General features: G+C 53.3%; 13 protein-coding genes. 2 read left to right on the top strand and 11 right to left on the bottom strand.

The features are described 5' to 3' along the window. Positions 1–8: 8 nt before the first annotated feature. Together OGX99_RS09485 and OGX99_RS09480 are read left to right on the top strand one after the other, a co-directional pair. Positions 9–887: a U32 family peptidase gene (locus OGX99_RS09485; protein WP_414237122.1), complete on the top strand. Its 879-nt coding sequence runs from the start codon at positions 9–11 to the stop codon at positions 885–887. Positions 888–965: 78 nt separating this feature from the next. Beyond that, positions 966–1,973, top strand: a complete 1,008-nt coding sequence (locus tag OGX99_RS09480; protein WP_187253324.1) for a luciferase-like monooxygenase — start codon at positions 966–968, stop codon at positions 1,971–1,973. Positions 1,974–2,015: 42 nt separating this feature from the next. Here OGX99_RS09480 and mtr read toward each other — a convergent pair whose 3' ends face one another. The 11 genes from mtr to rimP form a co-directional block, all read right to left on the bottom strand. After that, on the bottom strand, positions 2,016–3,260 hold the full coding sequence (mtr, locus tag OGX99_RS09475; protein ID WP_151217852.1) for a tryptophan permease: 1,245 nt from the start codon (positions 3,258–3,260) through the stop codon (positions 2,016–2,018). A 137-nt stretch (positions 3,261–3,397) separates the two neighbouring features. Then, positions 3,398–5,320, bottom strand: a complete 1,923-nt coding sequence (gene deaD, locus OGX99_RS09470; protein ID WP_061068683.1) for an ATP-dependent RNA helicase DeaD — start codon at positions 5,318–5,320, stop codon at positions 3,398–3,400. Further along, on the bottom strand, positions 5,313–5,393 hold the full coding sequence (gene yrbN, locus OGX99_RS09465) for a protein YrbN (protein WP_010723222.1): 81 nt from the start codon (positions 5,391–5,393) through the stop codon (positions 5,313–5,315). Before yrbN ends, deaD begins: the two co-directional genes overlap by 8 nt. Positions 5,394–5,499: 106 nt before the next feature. Next, positions 5,500–6,384, bottom strand: a complete 885-nt coding sequence (nlpI, locus tag OGX99_RS09460) for a lipoprotein NlpI (protein ID WP_003024982.1) — start codon at positions 6,382–6,384, stop codon at positions 5,500–5,502. Positions 6,385–6,493: 109 nt separating this feature from the next. Then, the gene (gene pnp, locus OGX99_RS09455; RefSeq protein WP_005131812.1) at positions 6,494–8,629 is read right to left on the bottom strand and encodes a polyribonucleotide nucleotidyltransferase; all 2,136 of its coding nucleotides are present in this window, start codon (positions 8,627–8,629) and stop codon (positions 6,494–6,496) included. A 246-nt stretch (positions 8,630–8,875) separates the two neighbouring features. Beyond that, on the bottom strand, positions 8,876–9,145 hold the full coding sequence (gene rpsO, locus OGX99_RS09450; RefSeq protein ID WP_000059465.1) for a 30S ribosomal protein S15: 270 nt from the start codon (positions 9,143–9,145) through the stop codon (positions 8,876–8,878). A gap of 273 nt (positions 9,146–9,418) precedes the next feature. Beyond that, positions 9,419–10,363, bottom strand: coding sequence for a tRNA pseudouridine(55) synthase TruB (truB, locus tag OGX99_RS09445; protein ID WP_151217853.1), 945 nt, complete (start codon positions 10,361–10,363; stop codon positions 9,419–9,421). Further along, on the bottom strand, positions 10,363–10,767 hold the full coding sequence (gene rbfA / locus OGX99_RS09440; RefSeq protein WP_003024988.1) for a 30S ribosome-binding factor RbfA: 405 nt from the start codon (positions 10,765–10,767) through the stop codon (positions 10,363–10,365). Before rbfA ends, truB begins: the two co-directional genes overlap by 1 nt. A 146-nt stretch (positions 10,768–10,913) precedes the next feature. Beyond that, entirely contained in the window at positions 10,914–13,604 is a 2,691-nt protein-coding gene (gene infB / locus OGX99_RS09435; protein WP_151217854.1) for a translation initiation factor IF-2, read from the bottom strand. A 24-nt stretch (positions 13,605–13,628) separates the two neighbouring features. Next, on the bottom strand, positions 13,629–15,116 hold the full coding sequence (gene nusA / locus OGX99_RS09430; RefSeq protein WP_043017784.1) for a transcription termination factor NusA: 1,488 nt from the start codon (positions 15,114–15,116) through the stop codon (positions 13,629–13,631). Between the two features lie 28 nt (positions 15,117–15,144). Next, positions 15,145–15,597, bottom strand: a complete 453-nt coding sequence (rimP, locus tag OGX99_RS09425; protein WP_061068860.1) for a ribosome maturation factor RimP — start codon at positions 15,595–15,597, stop codon at positions 15,145–15,147. Positions 15,598–15,715 lie beyond the last annotated feature (118 nt).

Genomic DNA, 15,715 nt, shown 5'->3' with positions numbered 1-15,715 from the left:
GAGAAGCAATGAAATATTCCTTAGGGCCAGTGCTATGGTACTGGCCGAAAGAAACGCTGGAAGACTTTTATCAGCAGGCCGCCGTAAGCCAGGCCGACATTATCTACCTTGGCGAAGCGGTATGCAGTAAACGCCGCGCCACCAAAGTGGGCGACTGGCTGGATATGGCGAAATCACTCGCTGGCAGCGGTAAACAGGTGGTGCTGTCGACGCTGGCGCTGGTGCAAGCCTCCTCTGAGCTGGGAGAGCTGAAGCGCTATGTTGAAAACGGCGACTTCCTGCTGGAAGCCAGCGATCTCGGCGTAGTAAACATGTGCGCCGAGCGTAAGCTGCCGTTTGTCGCTGGGCATGCGCTCAACTGTTATAACGCGGTAACCCTGCGTTTGCTGCTCAATCAGGGCATGGTGCGCTGGTGTATGCCGGTAGAGTTATCCCGTGACTGGCTGGTGAACCTGCTCAGCCAGTGTGATGAGCTGGGCATTCGCAATCAATTTGAAGTCGAGGTACTGAGCTACGGGCATCTGCCACTGGCGTACTCCGCCCGCTGCTTTACCGCACGCTCTGAAGATCGTCCAAAAGACGAATGTGAAACCTGCTGCATCAAATACCCGAACGGACGCGATGTGCTGTCGCAGGAGAATCAGCAGGTCTTTGTGCTCAACGGGATCCAGACCATGAGCGGTTATGTTTACAACCTCGGCAACGAGCTGACATCAATGCAGGGTCTGGTTGATATTGTGCGTCTGTCGCCCTCAGGCAGCGAAACGTTCGCCATGCTTGATGCGTTCCGCGCCAATGAAAATGGCGCGGCCCCATTACCGCTTGCCGCCCACAGTGACTGCAACGGCTACTGGAAGCGACTGGCGGGTCTGGAGCTGCAGGCGTAAAAAAGCTCACTTTGTTAACAACGGTAATCAAATTTTAATGCAGTATTAAAAGATTAACCGGTAACAAAGTGAGCCGTTATGACTGACAAAACTATTCCGTTCTCGGTGTTGGATCTGGCGCCGATCCCTGAAGGTTCTTCGGCGAAAGAGGCCTTCACGCACTCGCTTGATCTCGCCCGATTGGCCGAAAAGCGCGGCTACCACCGCTACTGGCTGGCAGAGCATCACAACATGACCGGCATCGCCAGCGCCGCAACTTCAGTGCTGATTGGCTATCTGGCAGCCAATACCACCACGCTGCATCTTGGTTCCGGCGGTGTTATGCTGCCTAATCATTCGCCGCTGGTGATCGCCGAGCAGTTCGGTACCTTGAATACGCTGTATCCGGGACGCATCGATCTTGGGCTTGGCCGCGCGCCGGGGAGCGATCAGCCAACGATGCGCGCACTGCGCCGCCATATGAGTGGTGATATCGATAACTTCCCACGCGACGTAGCTGAACTGTTGGACTGGTTCGACGCCCGCGATCCTAACCCTCATGTGCGTCCGGTTCCCGGCTACGGCGAGCAGATCCCGGTCTGGTTATTAGGCTCCAGCCTGTACAGCGCACAGTTGGCAGCCCAGCTCGGCCTGCCGTTTGCCTTCGCCTCGCACTTTGCTCCGGATATGCTGCATCAGGCGCTGCATCTGTACCGCACCCAATTCAAACCCTCAGCGCGGCTGGCAAAACCGTACGCGATGGTGTGCATCAACATCATTGCCGCCGACAGCAATCGCGATGCCGAATTTCTTTTCACCTCAATGCAGCAAGCGTTTGTGAAACTACGTCGTGGCGAAACTGGCCAGCTACCGCCGCCGGTAGAGAATATGCATCAGCTGTGGTCCGCTTCTGAGCAATATGGCGTACAACAGGCGCTGAGCATGTCGCTCGTCGGCGATAAGGCGAAAGTCCGTCACGGCCTCGATGCCATTTTACGCGAAACCCAGGCTGATGAAATTATGGTTAACGGCCAGATTTTCGATCATCAGGCACGGCTACATTCGTTTGATTTGGCGATGCAGGTGAAAGAAGAATTGGCTGGGTAAGTTGTTGCCCTCTCCCGGTAGGGAGAGGGTGAAAAAAAGAGATTACTGATAGACCGGTAACAGATCCACGCTCGACAGAATATGGATAATCGCGTTGCCGATACCAAATACCAGGATTAGCGCAATCATCGGCTTGCCGCCCCAGACGCGGAATTTCGGGCTACCGAAACGCTCACGGGATTTACGTGCCAGCAGCGCCGGTACAATGGCGGCCCAGATGGTTGCCGCGAGTCCTGCATACCCAATGGCGTACAGGAAACCGTTCGGCCACAGCAAGCCACCCACAATTGGCGGGACAAACGTCAGCAATGCCGTTTTAAAACGCCCCATCGCCGAGTCATCAAAGCCAAACAGATCCGCCAGGTAGTCAAACAGACCGAGCGTAACGCCAAGGAATGAACTCGCCACTGCAAAGTTAGAGAACACCACTAACAGTAGATCAAGGCTGCGGCTGTTCAGTACGCCGCTCAGCGCCTGTACCAACACATCAATGTTACCGCCCTGCTGCGCAATACCGATAAACTCCGGACGTGGAATATTACCCATCGTTCCCAGCAACCATACAGTATACAGCACCAGCGCCAGCAGCGTGCCATACACCAGACATTTCACAATGGTCTTCGGATCTTTGCCGTAGTACTTCATCAGGCTAGGGACGTTACCGTGATAACCAAATGAGGCCAGGCAAAACGGCAGCGTCATCAGCAGGTACGGTGTATACGAAGCATTGCTTTGTGCCACATTAAACAGCGTAGTGGGCGTAACATGCCCCAGCAGACTACCAAAGGTCAGGAAAAAGGTAATCACCTTCGCGCCCAGCACAATCGCCGTCATGCGGCTAACCGCTTTGGTGCTTAACCACACCACAAATGCCACCAGCAGTGCAAAGCCAAGACCCGCCGCGCGCGCCGGAACATTCAGCGACATCTCGGAGAAAGTGTGATGCAGAATCGAGCCGCTCGCCGAAATATAGGCGTAGGTCAGGATATAGAGAACGAAGGCGATCGAGATGCCGTTCACCACGTTCCAACCTTTGCCCAGCAGATCTTTCGTGATGGTGTCAAAGCTGGAACCAATGCGGTAATTAAGGTTCGCTTCGAGGATCATCAGTCCGGAATGCAGCATACAGAACCAGGTGAAGATCAGCGCTGCCATTGACCAGAAAAACCACGCCCCGGACATGACCACTGGCAGAGAAAACATCCCCGCGCCAATAATGGTGCCGCCGATAATCACCACGCCGCCGAGCAGCGAAGGTGACGTTTGGGTGGTGGTTAGTGTTGCCATTTAGCCATCTCTCCAGTCATTTATATTGTGACTACATCTCAATGTGCTGCACTGTACCAGTACACGAGTACAAATGAAATAAAAAAAGCCCCGATTGTTGAGATCGGGGCTGTATATATTACTTTACGCAGTGAAACTTATGCGTCACCGCCGAAACGACGACGACCAGCGGAGTCATCACGACGCGGAGCAGAAGAATCGTCACGACGCGGACCACGGTTGCCTTCACGGCGTTCGCCGCTGAAACGACGACCATCGCCACGACCGCCTTCACGACGCTCACCGCTGAAATTACGACCTTCGCCACGACCACCTTCACGACGCTCGCCGCTGAATCGGCCACCGCCACGACGCTCACCACCGGTGTGCGGAACTGCATCGCCAACCAGCTGCATGTTCATCGGTTTGTTCAGGATGCGAGTACGGGTAAAGTGCTGCAGCACGTCGCCCGGCATACCTTTCGGCAGCTCGATGGTGGAGTGGGAAGCAAACAGCTTGATGTTACCGATGTAACGGCTGCTGATATCGCCTTCGTTAGCAATCGCGCCAACGATATGACGAACTTCAACACCGTCATCACGGCCCACTTCAATGCGGTACAGCTGCATATCGCCAACGTCACGACGTTCACGACGCGGACGATCTTCACCACCACGGTCATTACGCGGGCCACGATCGTTGCGGTCACGCGGACCACGATCGTCACGGTCGCGGAATTCGCGTTTCGGACGCATCGGTGCATCTGGCGGCAGGATCAGCGGACGTTCGCCCTGAGCCATTTTCAGCAGTGCGGCTGCCAGCGTTTCGATATCCAGCTCTTCTTCCGGCTGCATTTTCGCCAGCAGAGCACGGTACTGATCCAGATCGCTGCTTTCCAGCTGCTGCTGTACTTTAGCGGCGAATTTTTCCAGACGGCGTTTACCCAGCAGTTCTGCATTCGGCAGTTCTACTTCCGGAATCGTCAGCTTCATGGTGCGTTCGATGTTACGCAGCAGACGACGCTCACGGTTCTCAACGAACAGCAGCGCACGGCCAGCACGACCCGCACGACCAGTACGGCCGATACGGTGAACGTAAGACTCGGAATCCATCGGGATGTCGTAGTTAACAACCAGGCTGATACGCTCAACGTCCAGGCCACGGGCCGCAACGTCGGTTGCAATCAGAATGTCCAGACGGCCATCTTTCAGACGTTCCAGAGTCTGCTCACGCAGGGACTGGTTCATGTCGCCGTTCAGTGCAGCGCTGCTATAACCGCTACGCTCCAGCGCTTCTGCCACTTCCAGGGTCGCATTTTTGGTACGAACGAAGATAATCGCCGCATCAAAATCTTCTGCTTCCAGGAAACGCACCAGCGCTTCATTTTTACGCATGCCCCAGACAGTCCAGTAGCTCTGGCTGATGTCAGGACGTGTGGTAACGCTGGACTGAATGCGTACTTCCTGCGGCTCTTTCATAAAGCGGCGGGTAATACGACGAATCGCTTCCGGCATAGTCGCGGAGAACAGAGCGGTCTGATGACCTTCCGGGATCTGCGCCATGATGGTTTCAACGTCTTCGATGAAGCCCATACGCAGCATTTCGTCTGCTTCGTCCAGTACCAGACCGCTCAGTTTAGAGAGGTCCAGAGTCCCGCGCTTCAGGTGATCCAGCAGACGGCCCGGCGTACCGACGACGATCTGTGGTCCCTGACGCAGGGCACGTAATTGCACGTCATAACGCTGGCCGCCGTACAGGGCAACCACGTTCACGCCGCGCATGTGTTTAGAGAAATCCGTCATGGCTTCTGCAACCTGAACCGCCAGTTCGCGGGTCGGTGCCAGCACCAGAATCTGAGGTGCCTTCAGCTCAGGATCAAGATTGTTGAGCAGCGGTAAAGAGAACGCTGCAGTTTTGCCGCTACCCGTCTGGGCCATACCCAGAACATCGCGACCGCCCAGCAGATGCGGAATGCACTCTGCCTGGATTGGAGATGGTTTTTCGTAACCCAGATCGTTAAGGGCTTCAAGGATAGGAGCCTTCAGGCCCAGATCTGCAAAAGTGGTTTCGAATTCAGCCATGTAGTACGTGTGCCTCAAAATTAATGGCGGCCAGTCTACATAACTCATCATGAAATTGATCTGCAATTTTCATTGAAAAGTGTGAACCGGCTCAAAGTAGGTGTATTAACGAACAACAACGCCCTCACCCGTGAAGGTGATGGCAATCAAAAAAGATTACGGGCTGATGTGTACGTCAGCTATTGCTGGTCCGATTCTGCCAGGTCATCTTGGTCCTGGCCCAGGAGCGATAATTCCAACAATGCGTATCGGTGCTCAACAAAGTTATGCACGTTGTTAGCCACCGCCAGTTTGAACAATGCCGTAGCGTTGTCCAAATCCCCCAGACTTAGGTAGTACTTACCTAAATAGAAGTTGGTTTCACTGAGATGCTCAGCGAGCGAGGTGTTATCCGTTGCGTCCGCCTTCAGGCGTTCCATCAGCGTTGCTTCGCTAATGTTGCCCAGGTAGAACTCGACAATGTTCCATCCCCATTGCTCTTTATCCGATTTTTCAAAGCGTTGCTTTAACGCTTCTTTAGCCTGCTTCTCATCGAGCTTCTGCTCGGCGAGATAAAGCCACAGACTACGGAAAGGATCATTGGGATCGTCTTGATAAAACGCTAGCAGATCATCTTGCGCTAACTTGTCGCGACCGCCGTAATACAATGCGATACCGCGATTTAAGTGCGCGTAGTTGTAAGTTGGATCAAGCTCAAGTACAGAATCAAACGCTTCATAGGCAGCATCAAAATTGCCTGCCTGCGTTAAATATATACCTAAGTAATTGAATACTTCAGGCATATCTGGTCGGATTGCCAGCGCTTGTGAAAAATCATTCCGCGCTAGTGCCCTCAGACCGAGACTATCATACAACACTCCGCGCTCATATAAAAGCTGTGCGCGTTCGTCATCGGTTAAAGCCCGACTGGCAAGAATTTGTTCCATACGTGCCAGAATCACTTCCTGCTGCAAAGTCGGTTGCAATGGTACTGCGAGGACTTCACTCTTACGCCAGGCGGAATTACTGCATCCAGCCAGCGTGAGTGCTGTCGCAACGAAACACCAGCGCAAAAAAGGCTTCATTTCCCACTCCCGAAGACAACGATTGAATGAACGTCCAGGTTCCCCGGTTGCTAACAAGGCGTCCTGCCGGGTTAAAGGCCCTCCGCTTTCACGGAGGGCAATGGCAACCTTACTCGCCCTGTTGGCTTACCGGAGCTTCCGGTTCGCCTGCAGGTTGAGACTGCTCAGTTGCTTCTTTAATGCTCAGACGTACACGGCCCTGGCGATCAACTTCCAGAACTTTGACCGGTACTTCCTGGCCCATCTGCAGGTAATCGGTCACTTTCTCAACGCGCTTATCAGCGATCTGAGAGATGTGGACCAGACCTTCTTTACCGCCACCGATAGCAACGAACGCGCCAAAGTCAACGATACGGGTCACTTTACCATTGTAGATACGGCCTACTTCGATCTCTGCGGTGATCTCTTCGATACGACGGATAGCATATTTCGCTTTTTCGCCGTCGGTCGCAGCAATCTTCACGGTACCATCATCTTCGATTTCAATGGTGGTGCCGGTTTCTTCGGTCAGGGCACGGATAACAGAACCGCCTTTACCGATAACGTCTTTGATCTTGTCCGGGCTGATCTTGATGGTGTGGATACGCGGAGCAAATTCAGAGATATCGCCACGCGGTGCGTTGATCGCTTGTTCCATCACACCCAGGATGTGCAGACGCGCACCTTTAGCCTGGTTCAGAGCAACCTGCATGATCTCTTTGGTGATACCTTCAATTTTGATATCCATCTGCAGTGCAGAGATACCGTCGCGGGAACCCGCCACTTTGAAGTCCATATCGCCCAGGTGGTCTTCGTCGCCCAGGATGTCAGACAGCACAACATAGTTGTCGCCTTCTTTCACCAGACCCATCGCGATACCCGCAACGGCCGCTTTGATTGGCACGCCTGCGTCCATCAGCGCCAGGGAAGCGCCACATACGGAAGCCATGGAAGAAGAACCGTTAGATTCGGTGATTTCAGAAACCACACGCACGGTGTACGGGAATTTATCCAGTTCCGGCATTACTGCCAGCACGCCACGCTTCGCCAGACGACCGTGACCAATCTCACGACGCTTCGGAGAACCGACCATGCCGGTTTCACCTACGCAGTACGGAGGGAAGTTGTAGTGGAACAGGAAGTTGTCAGTACGCTCACCCATCAGTTCGTCGAGGTTCTGCGCATCACGGGTGGTGCCCAGGGTCGCAGTAACCAGCGCCTGAGTTTCACCACGGGTGAACAGTGCGGAACCGTGGGTACGCGGCAGAACGCCAGTACGCACGTCCAGACCACGGATCATGTCTTTTTCACGGCCGTCGATACGCGGCTCGCCTGCCAGTACGCGGCTACGAACAACGTTTTTCTCGATAGCGTGCAGGATTTCACCCAGTTCGTTAGCGTCCAGGGTTTCGTCTTCAGCCACCAGAGTCGCGATGGTTTCAGATTTGATCACGTCAACCTGAGCGTAACGCTCTTGTTTGTCGGTGATGCGGTAAGCATCGCTCAGGCGAGCTTCTGCCAGTGCGGCAACGCGCGCGTTCAGCGCTTCGTTTACGGCTTCTGGCTGCCAGTCCCAACGCGGTTTGCCAGCTTCTTTCGCCAGCTCGTTGATCGCCTGAATAACAACCTGCTGCTGTTCGTGACCGAATACCACAGCGCCCAGCATCTGGTCTTCGCTCAGCAGTTCAGCTTCAGATTCAACCATCAGTACAGCAGCTTCTGTACCAGCAACCACCAGGTCCAGCTTGCTTTCTTTCAGTTCGTCCTGGGTCGGGTTCAGTACGTACTGGTCATTGATGTAACCAACACGTGCAGCACCGATCGGGCCGTTGAATGGGATGCCAGACAGAGTCAGTGCAGCAGATGCACCAATCATCGCCACGATGTCCGGGTTAACCTGCGGGTTAACAGAAACAACAGTCGCGATAACCTGAACTTCGTTAACGAAGCCTTCCGGGAACAGTGGACGAACCGGGCGGTCAATCAGACGCGCGATCAGGGTTTCGCCTTCACTCGGACGGCCCTCACGACGGAAGAAGCTACCCGGGATACGGCCAGCAGCGTAGGTACGCTCCTGATAGTTAACGGTCAGCGGGAAGAAATCCTGGCCTGGTTTCGCTTTTTTCTGGCCAACAACGGTAACGAATACCGCAGTGTCATCCATGCTAACCATAACAGCGGCAGTCGCCTGACGCGCCATCATGCCGGTTTCCAGCGTAACGGTATGCTGACCGTACTGGAATTTACGAACGATCGGATTAAGCAAAATAATATCCTTTCTCTATTTTTTGACGGCACATTTTTGCGCCATCGTTAATACCCGATCTTCTGCGCATCCTCGCGACTAATGACAACCCTAACCCATAAGCATGAGTAAAGCCTCTCATTAGCCGCGCGAACCTCTGCAACGGAAGATCATTCATAGCAACAATACATTAGTTTCCAGCGAATTGCTGCCATCTGCTGGAAAAAAGGGGCCATGAAGGCCCCCTCTTTCTGAAACTCGAAAGAATTAGCGACGCAGACCCAGACGCTCGATCAGCGCGGTGTAACGTGCAACATCTTTACGTTTCAGGTAGTCGAGCAGTTTACGACGCTGAGAAACCATGCGCAGCAGACCACGACGGCTGTGGTGATCTTTTTTGTGCTCTGCAAAGTGGCCCTGCAGGTGGTTAATCTGTGCAGTCAACAGAGCAACCTGAACATCGGTAGAACCGGTGTCGTTTGCATCACGACCAAACTCAGAAACGATTTTAGCGGTAGCTTCAGTACTTAGAGACATTTTAAAACTCCAAAGTGTTAAGAATGAAAGGATGCCGATCTCTAATTCAGCTATCCCAGTGTATACACTTTATCCTTCAAACTGACTCTGCGTTGGCTGCGTCCGCTCACCTCAGTCACTTACCTAAGTAAGCTCCTAAGGATTCTCAGACTTGCCGCCTTGATGCAGCTCAAATGATTTTGTGTATACGCCACGCACATTGTTAAACAATTTACGCGACGTTAAGCGGCAGTATTCTACTCGCAGCGCCCTTTTATCGCAAGACAGAGAGCGTTATGCCGGATATTCAACCACCAGGCGACGGGGGGCGACGCGACCTTCATCGTCGATCTCCCCCATGCCAATAAATTTACCGTCATCGCCTTCCGTCACACGCACCAAGCCTTCCAGCGGGGCACCTGTCGTACGTACCGGGTTACCATTTTTAAAGTAAACCGACGATGTTAAAGGCAAATTAACCACCGGATAGTCCGATGCCGGACTGTCCATTGGCATCAGCAAAGGATCAAGCAACTGCGCCGCCGGAATATTTTGCTGTTCGGCCTGTTCAGCCAGTTCACGCAAATGCTCCAGCGTGACCATACGATCCACCGGATACTTGCTGACCGTCAGACGACGCAGATACGTTACGTGTGCGCCGCAGCCCAGCTTCTCACCGAGATCGTCAACGATGGTGCGAATATAGGTGCCTTTGGAGCAGTGAACTTCCAGTTCCAGCTCGTTACCTTCGTGGCGAATAAACAACAGCTCATAGACGGTAATCGGTCGCGCTTCACGCGGAACTTCAATACCCTGACGCGCATATTCGTACAGCTTCTTACCCTGATACTTCAGCGCCGAATACATTGAGGGAATCTGCTCGATATCGCCGCGGAAAGTCTCCAGCGCACTTGCAAGCTGCTCAGCGGTGAAAGTTACCGGACGTTCCTGCACGATTTGCCCATCGGCATCAGAGGTATCAGTACGCTGACCCAGACGGGCAACCACACGATAGCGTTTATCAGAATCCAGCAAGTACTGTGAAAATTTCGTCGCTTCACCGAGGCAGATAGGCAGCATGCCTGTCGCCAGCGGATCCAGCGCGCCGGTATGTCCCGCGCGGTTGGCATTATAGATGCGCTTTACTTTTTGCAGTACGTCATTGCTGGACATGCCTTGCGGTTTGTCCAGCAGCAGAACACCGTGAATGTCGCGACCACGACGACGAGGACGACTCATCAGTCCTCCTTGCTGTCGTCCGCTGGGTTCACACGACGCTCATCGTCATGTTTCACCACGCTGGTCACCAGGTTGGACATGCGCATCCCTTCTACCAGCGAGTTGTCGTAGAAGAAGGTCAACTCAGGCACGATTCGCAGACGCATGGCTTTACCCAGCAGAGAGCGGATAAAACCAGAAGCTTCCTGCAGTGCCTTAATGCCGTTTTTCACGGCCGCTTCGTCCTGGTCGTTAAGGAAGGTCACGAACACTTTGGCATAGGCCAGATCACGGGACATCTCAACACCAGACACGGTAGTCATCATGCCCACGCGTGGGTCTTTGATTTCGCGTTGCAGGATGAGTGCGATTTCTTTCTGCATCTCCTGCGCGACACGCTGTGGGCGACCAAATTCTTTCGCCATAATAAATTCTCCAGAATAAAGACAAAAAAGGGGCAATAAGCCCCTTTTTAAATTTCTTGCCGGGTGGCGCTTCGCTTACCCGGCCTACGCTTATTCATCTTCTCAGGATTTTGGGCTGCAAGTTGCGGCCCAAAAGACGACGAAGATTATGCGATGGTACGTTTGATCTCGATGATCTCGAACACTTCGATCATATCGCCAACGCGAACATCGTTGTAGTTCTTAACGCCGATACCACATTCCATGCCGTTACGGACTTCGTTGACGTCATCTTTGAAGCGGCGCAGGGATTCCAGCTCGCCTTCATAGATAACCACGTTATCGCGCAGTACGCGGATTGGGTTGTGACGTTTAATCGTACCTTCGGTAACCATACAGCCTGCGATAGCGCCGAATTTCGGTGATTTGAACACATCACGAACTTCAGCCAGACCGATGATCTGCTGTTTCAGCTCCGGAGACAGCATGCCGCTCATCGCCGCTTTCACTTCGTCGATCAGATGATAGATGACGGAGTAGTAACGCAGATCCAGGCTTTCAGATTCGATAACTTTGCGTGCAGAGGCATCAGCACGGACGTTGAAGCCAACCAGAATCGCGTTGGATGCCGCAGCCAGGGTCGCGTCGGTTTCGGTGATACCACCCACGCCGGAACCGATGATCTTCACTTTTACTTCGTCGGTAGACAGTTTCAGTAAAGAGTCGGAAATCGCTTCGACAGAACCCTGCACGTCGGCTTTCAGGACGATGTTCACTTCGTGAACTTCACCATCAGTCATGTTAGCGAACATGTTTTCAAGTTTAGATTTCTGCTGACGAGCCAGTTTAACTTCACGGAATTTGCCCTGACGATACAGTGCAACTTCACGGGCTTTCTTCTCGTCACGAACCACGGTGACTTCGTCACCGGCCGCCGGAACACCGGACAGACCGAGGATTTCCACCGGAATGGACGGACCTGCTTCCAGGACTTCCTGACCCAATTCGTTACGCATCGCACGAACGCGACCGTATTCAAAACCACAGAGTACGATGTCGCCTTTGTGCAGCGTACCTTCACGCACCAGTACGGTAGCAACCGGACCACGACCTTTATCCAGGAAGGATTCGATAACCGCACCGCTCGCCATACCTTTACGGACAGCCTTCAGTTCCAGAACTTCAGCCTGCAGCAGAATAGCATCCAGCAGCTCATCGATACCGGTACCCGCTTTCGCAGAAACATGGACGAACTGGCTCTCGCCGCCCCACTCTTCCGGCATGATGCCGTACTGGGACAGTTCGTTTTTAACGCGATCAGGATCCGCTTCTGGTTTATCGATCTTGTTGACTGCAACCACTACCGGCACACCTGCCGCTTTCGCGTGCTGGATTGCTTCGATAGTCTGCGGCATCACGCCGTCGTCTGCTGCAACAACCAGAACAACGATATCCGTTGCCTGAGCACCACGAGCACGCATGGAGGTAAACGCGGCGTGACCCGGAGTATCCAGGAAGGTGATCATACCGTTGTCAGTTTCAACGTGGTACGCACCGATGTGCTGAGTGATGCCGCCTGCTTCGCCAGAGGCCACTTTCGTAGAACGAATGTAGTCCAGCAGAGACGTTTTACCGTGGTCAACGTGACCCATGATGGTGACTACCGGTGCGCGCGGTTCAGCCGCTGCGCCGGTGTCACGGTCGCTCATTACTGCTTCTTCCAGCTCGTTTTCACGACGCAGGATAACTTTATGGCCCATCTCTTCGGCAACCAGCTGTGCGGTTTCCTGGTCGATGACCTGGTTGATGGTCGCCATTGCACCCAGTTTCATCATCGCTTTGATGACCTGAGAGCCTTTAACTGCCATCTTGTTCGCCAGATCGCCAACGGTGATGGTTTCGCCGATCACAACGTCACGGTTAACGGCCTGAGCCGGCTTCTGGAAGCCCTGCTGCAGAGCGGAACCTTTACGCTGCTTACCGCCTTTACCACCGCGAACCGCTGCACGCGCTTCTTCACGGTCAGCTTTAGATTCAGCGTGTTTGTTGCCTTTTTTCGCCGGACGCGCGGCTTTCGCGCTGCGAGTACGACCACGACCGCCTTCAACTTCACGATCGTTCTCGTCTTCAGCCTGGCGAGCATGCTGGGAAGTGGTGACGTGATAATCGCTGGTATCTTCAACAGGTTCAGCGTTATTCACACCATTTTTCTCGTTTTCTTCCGCCATACGGCGAGCTTCTTCCGCTACGCGGCGCGCTTCTTCTTCAAGCTTGCGACGTGCTTCTTCTTCCGCTTTACGCTTCAGTTCAGCGGCTTCATTTTCACGGCGGGCTTTTTCGGCCTGGGCGGTTTTAGTCATATCGTCGGTCTGTTGATTGCTCACTTTGTCTTTTTCCGCAGCTTCACGTTTCGCTTTATCAGCGGCTTCACGCTTAGCTTGTTCTGCGGCCTCACGTTCGGCTTTTTGTTGCGCCTCGCGTTTGGCAGCTTCTTCTGCCTCACGACGGGCTTGCTCTTCCGCTTCACGCTGCGCCTGCTCTTCCGCGGCCAGGCGTTCAGCCTCTTGCGGATCGCGTTTCACAAAGGTGCGTGTCTTGCGGACTTCGATTTGTACCGATTTGCTTTTCCCACCGGTACCTGGAATATTGAGAGTACTGCGCGTTTTACGCTGCAATGTCAACTTATCCGGCGCTGAGCCGTTTTCACGGTTCAGGTGCGCCAGTAAGGTTTGTTTCTCTTGTGCGGATACAGAGTCGTCAGCAGACTTCGGGATACCTGCATCAGCAAATTGCTGTACCAGGCGATCCACGGAGGTCTGTATCTCTGCAGCCAGCGTTTTTACGGTTACATCTGTCATACTGTTCCTTCCTGCTACAGTTTATTACGCTTCGTCGCCGAACCAGCAAATATTACGGGCAGCCATAATCAGCTCACCGGCTTTTTCGTCGGTCAACCCTTCGATATCAGCCAGATCATCAATGCCCTGTTCAGCGAGATCTTCCAGCGTACAAACACCACGGGCAGCCAGTTTGAAGGCCATCTCACGATCCAATCCTTCCAGATTCAGCAGATCGTCAGCCGGTTTGTTATCACCGAGGCTTTCTTCCTGGGCCAGTGCCAGAGTGGTCAGTGCGTTTTTAGCACGCTCGCGCAGCGCTTCAACGGTCTGTTCATCCAGGCCGTCAATTTCCAGCAGCTCTTTCATTGGCACGTAGGCCAGTTCTTCCAGCGTCGCAAAACCTTCTTCCACCAGAACTGTCGCGAAATCTTCATCGATATCGAGATATTTGGTGAAGGTGTCAATGGCTGCATGTGCTTCAGCCTGATGCTTCGCCTGCAGGTCATCAACGGTCATCACGTTGAGTTCCCAACCGCTCAGTTGTGAAGCCAGGCGGACGTTCTGACCATTACGTCCAATCGCCTGCGCCAGGTTACCGGCTTCAACCGCGATATCCATGGTGTGTTTGTCTTCATCCACCACGATAGAAGCGACGTCTGCTGGTGCCATTGCGTTAATCACGAACTGCGCCGGGTTATCATCCCACAGGACGATATCAATACGCTCGCCGCCCAGTTCGGTAGAAACCGCCTGAACGCGCGCACCGCGCATACCCACACACGCACCGACCGGATCAATACGCTTGTCGTTGGTCTTAACGGCGATTTTCGCACGCGATCCAGGATCGCGGGCTGCCGCTTTAATTTCGATCACTTCTTCGCCAATTTCCGGCACTTCGATGCGGAACAGTTCAACCAGCATTTCCGGTTTGGAACGGGTTACGAACAGTTGCGCACCGCGCGCTTCCGGGCGTACAGAGTACAGAACGCCACGAATACGGTCACCTGGACGGAAGTTTTCACGCGGCAGCATGTCTTCACGCAGGATCACGGCTTCAGCATTGCTGCCCAGATCCAGAGAAATGTTGTCGCGGTTTACTTTCTTCACCACGCCAGTAACGATTTCGCCTTCGTGCTCGCGGAATTGATCAACAACCATTGCACGTTCAGCTTCACGTACTTTCTGTACGATAACCTGTTTCGCGGTCTGGGTGGTGATACGGTCAAAGGTGACAGACTCAATCTGATCTTCAACATATTCGCCCACGTTCAGACTTTCGTCTTCGAAACGTGCTGCTTCCAGCGTAATTTCTTTAGTCGGCTGAGTAACTTCTTCTACGATTACCCAACGACGGAAGGTATCGAAATCACCGCTTTTACGATCGATTTCTACGCGAACGTCGATCTCTTGCTCATATTTTTTCTTTGTTGCTGTAGCCAGCGCACTTTCCAGCGCTTCAAAAATTTTCTCGCGTGGCAGCGCTTTTTCGTTGGATACGGCTTCAACAACAGCCAAAATTTCTTTGTTCATCGCGGGCTTTTCACCTCAATCCAGACTGTTAAAAGTGGGGAACCAGGTTCGCCTTCTGGATATTACTCAGCGCGAACACTTCATCTTTACCGTCGACTGTGACCGTGATCATCTCACCGTCCACCGCTTTGATAACGCCCTGCCATTTACGGCGGTTTTGTACAGCCATACGAAGAACCAGCGTGACTTCTTCACCCAGGAAACGCACGTAGTGTTCAGCGGTGAACAAAGGACGGTCGAGACCCGGAGAGGAGACTTCCAGGTTATAGGCAACGGTGATCGGGTCTTCGACATCCATCACGGCGCTTACCTGATGGCTCACATCAGCACAATCATCAACATTGATGCCATCTTCACTATCAATATAGATGCGCAGTGTGGATGTGCGACCGCGAATAAATTCGATGCCGACTAGTTCGTAGCCCAGAGCTTCAACTGGCGCTGTAATCATCTCTGTTAATTTTTGCTCTAATGTGGACAAGCCCACCCCCAAGACATAAAAAAAGGGCCTAAAGCCCAGTTATTCTGTAGTCAGATAACAAAAAACCCCGATAAATCGGGGCTTTAGATAACTGAACCCTATAACCGCACCTGCGGTT

The organism is Citrobacter sp. Cu096 (assembly GCF_030332285.1).
Taxonomy (GTDB): Bacteria; Pseudomonadota; Gammaproteobacteria; order Enterobacterales; family Enterobacteriaceae; genus Citrobacter; species Citrobacter meridianamericanus.
Note: the sequence above shows the minus strand (reverse complement) of the source record. Positions and strands in the feature narration are given on the sequence as shown.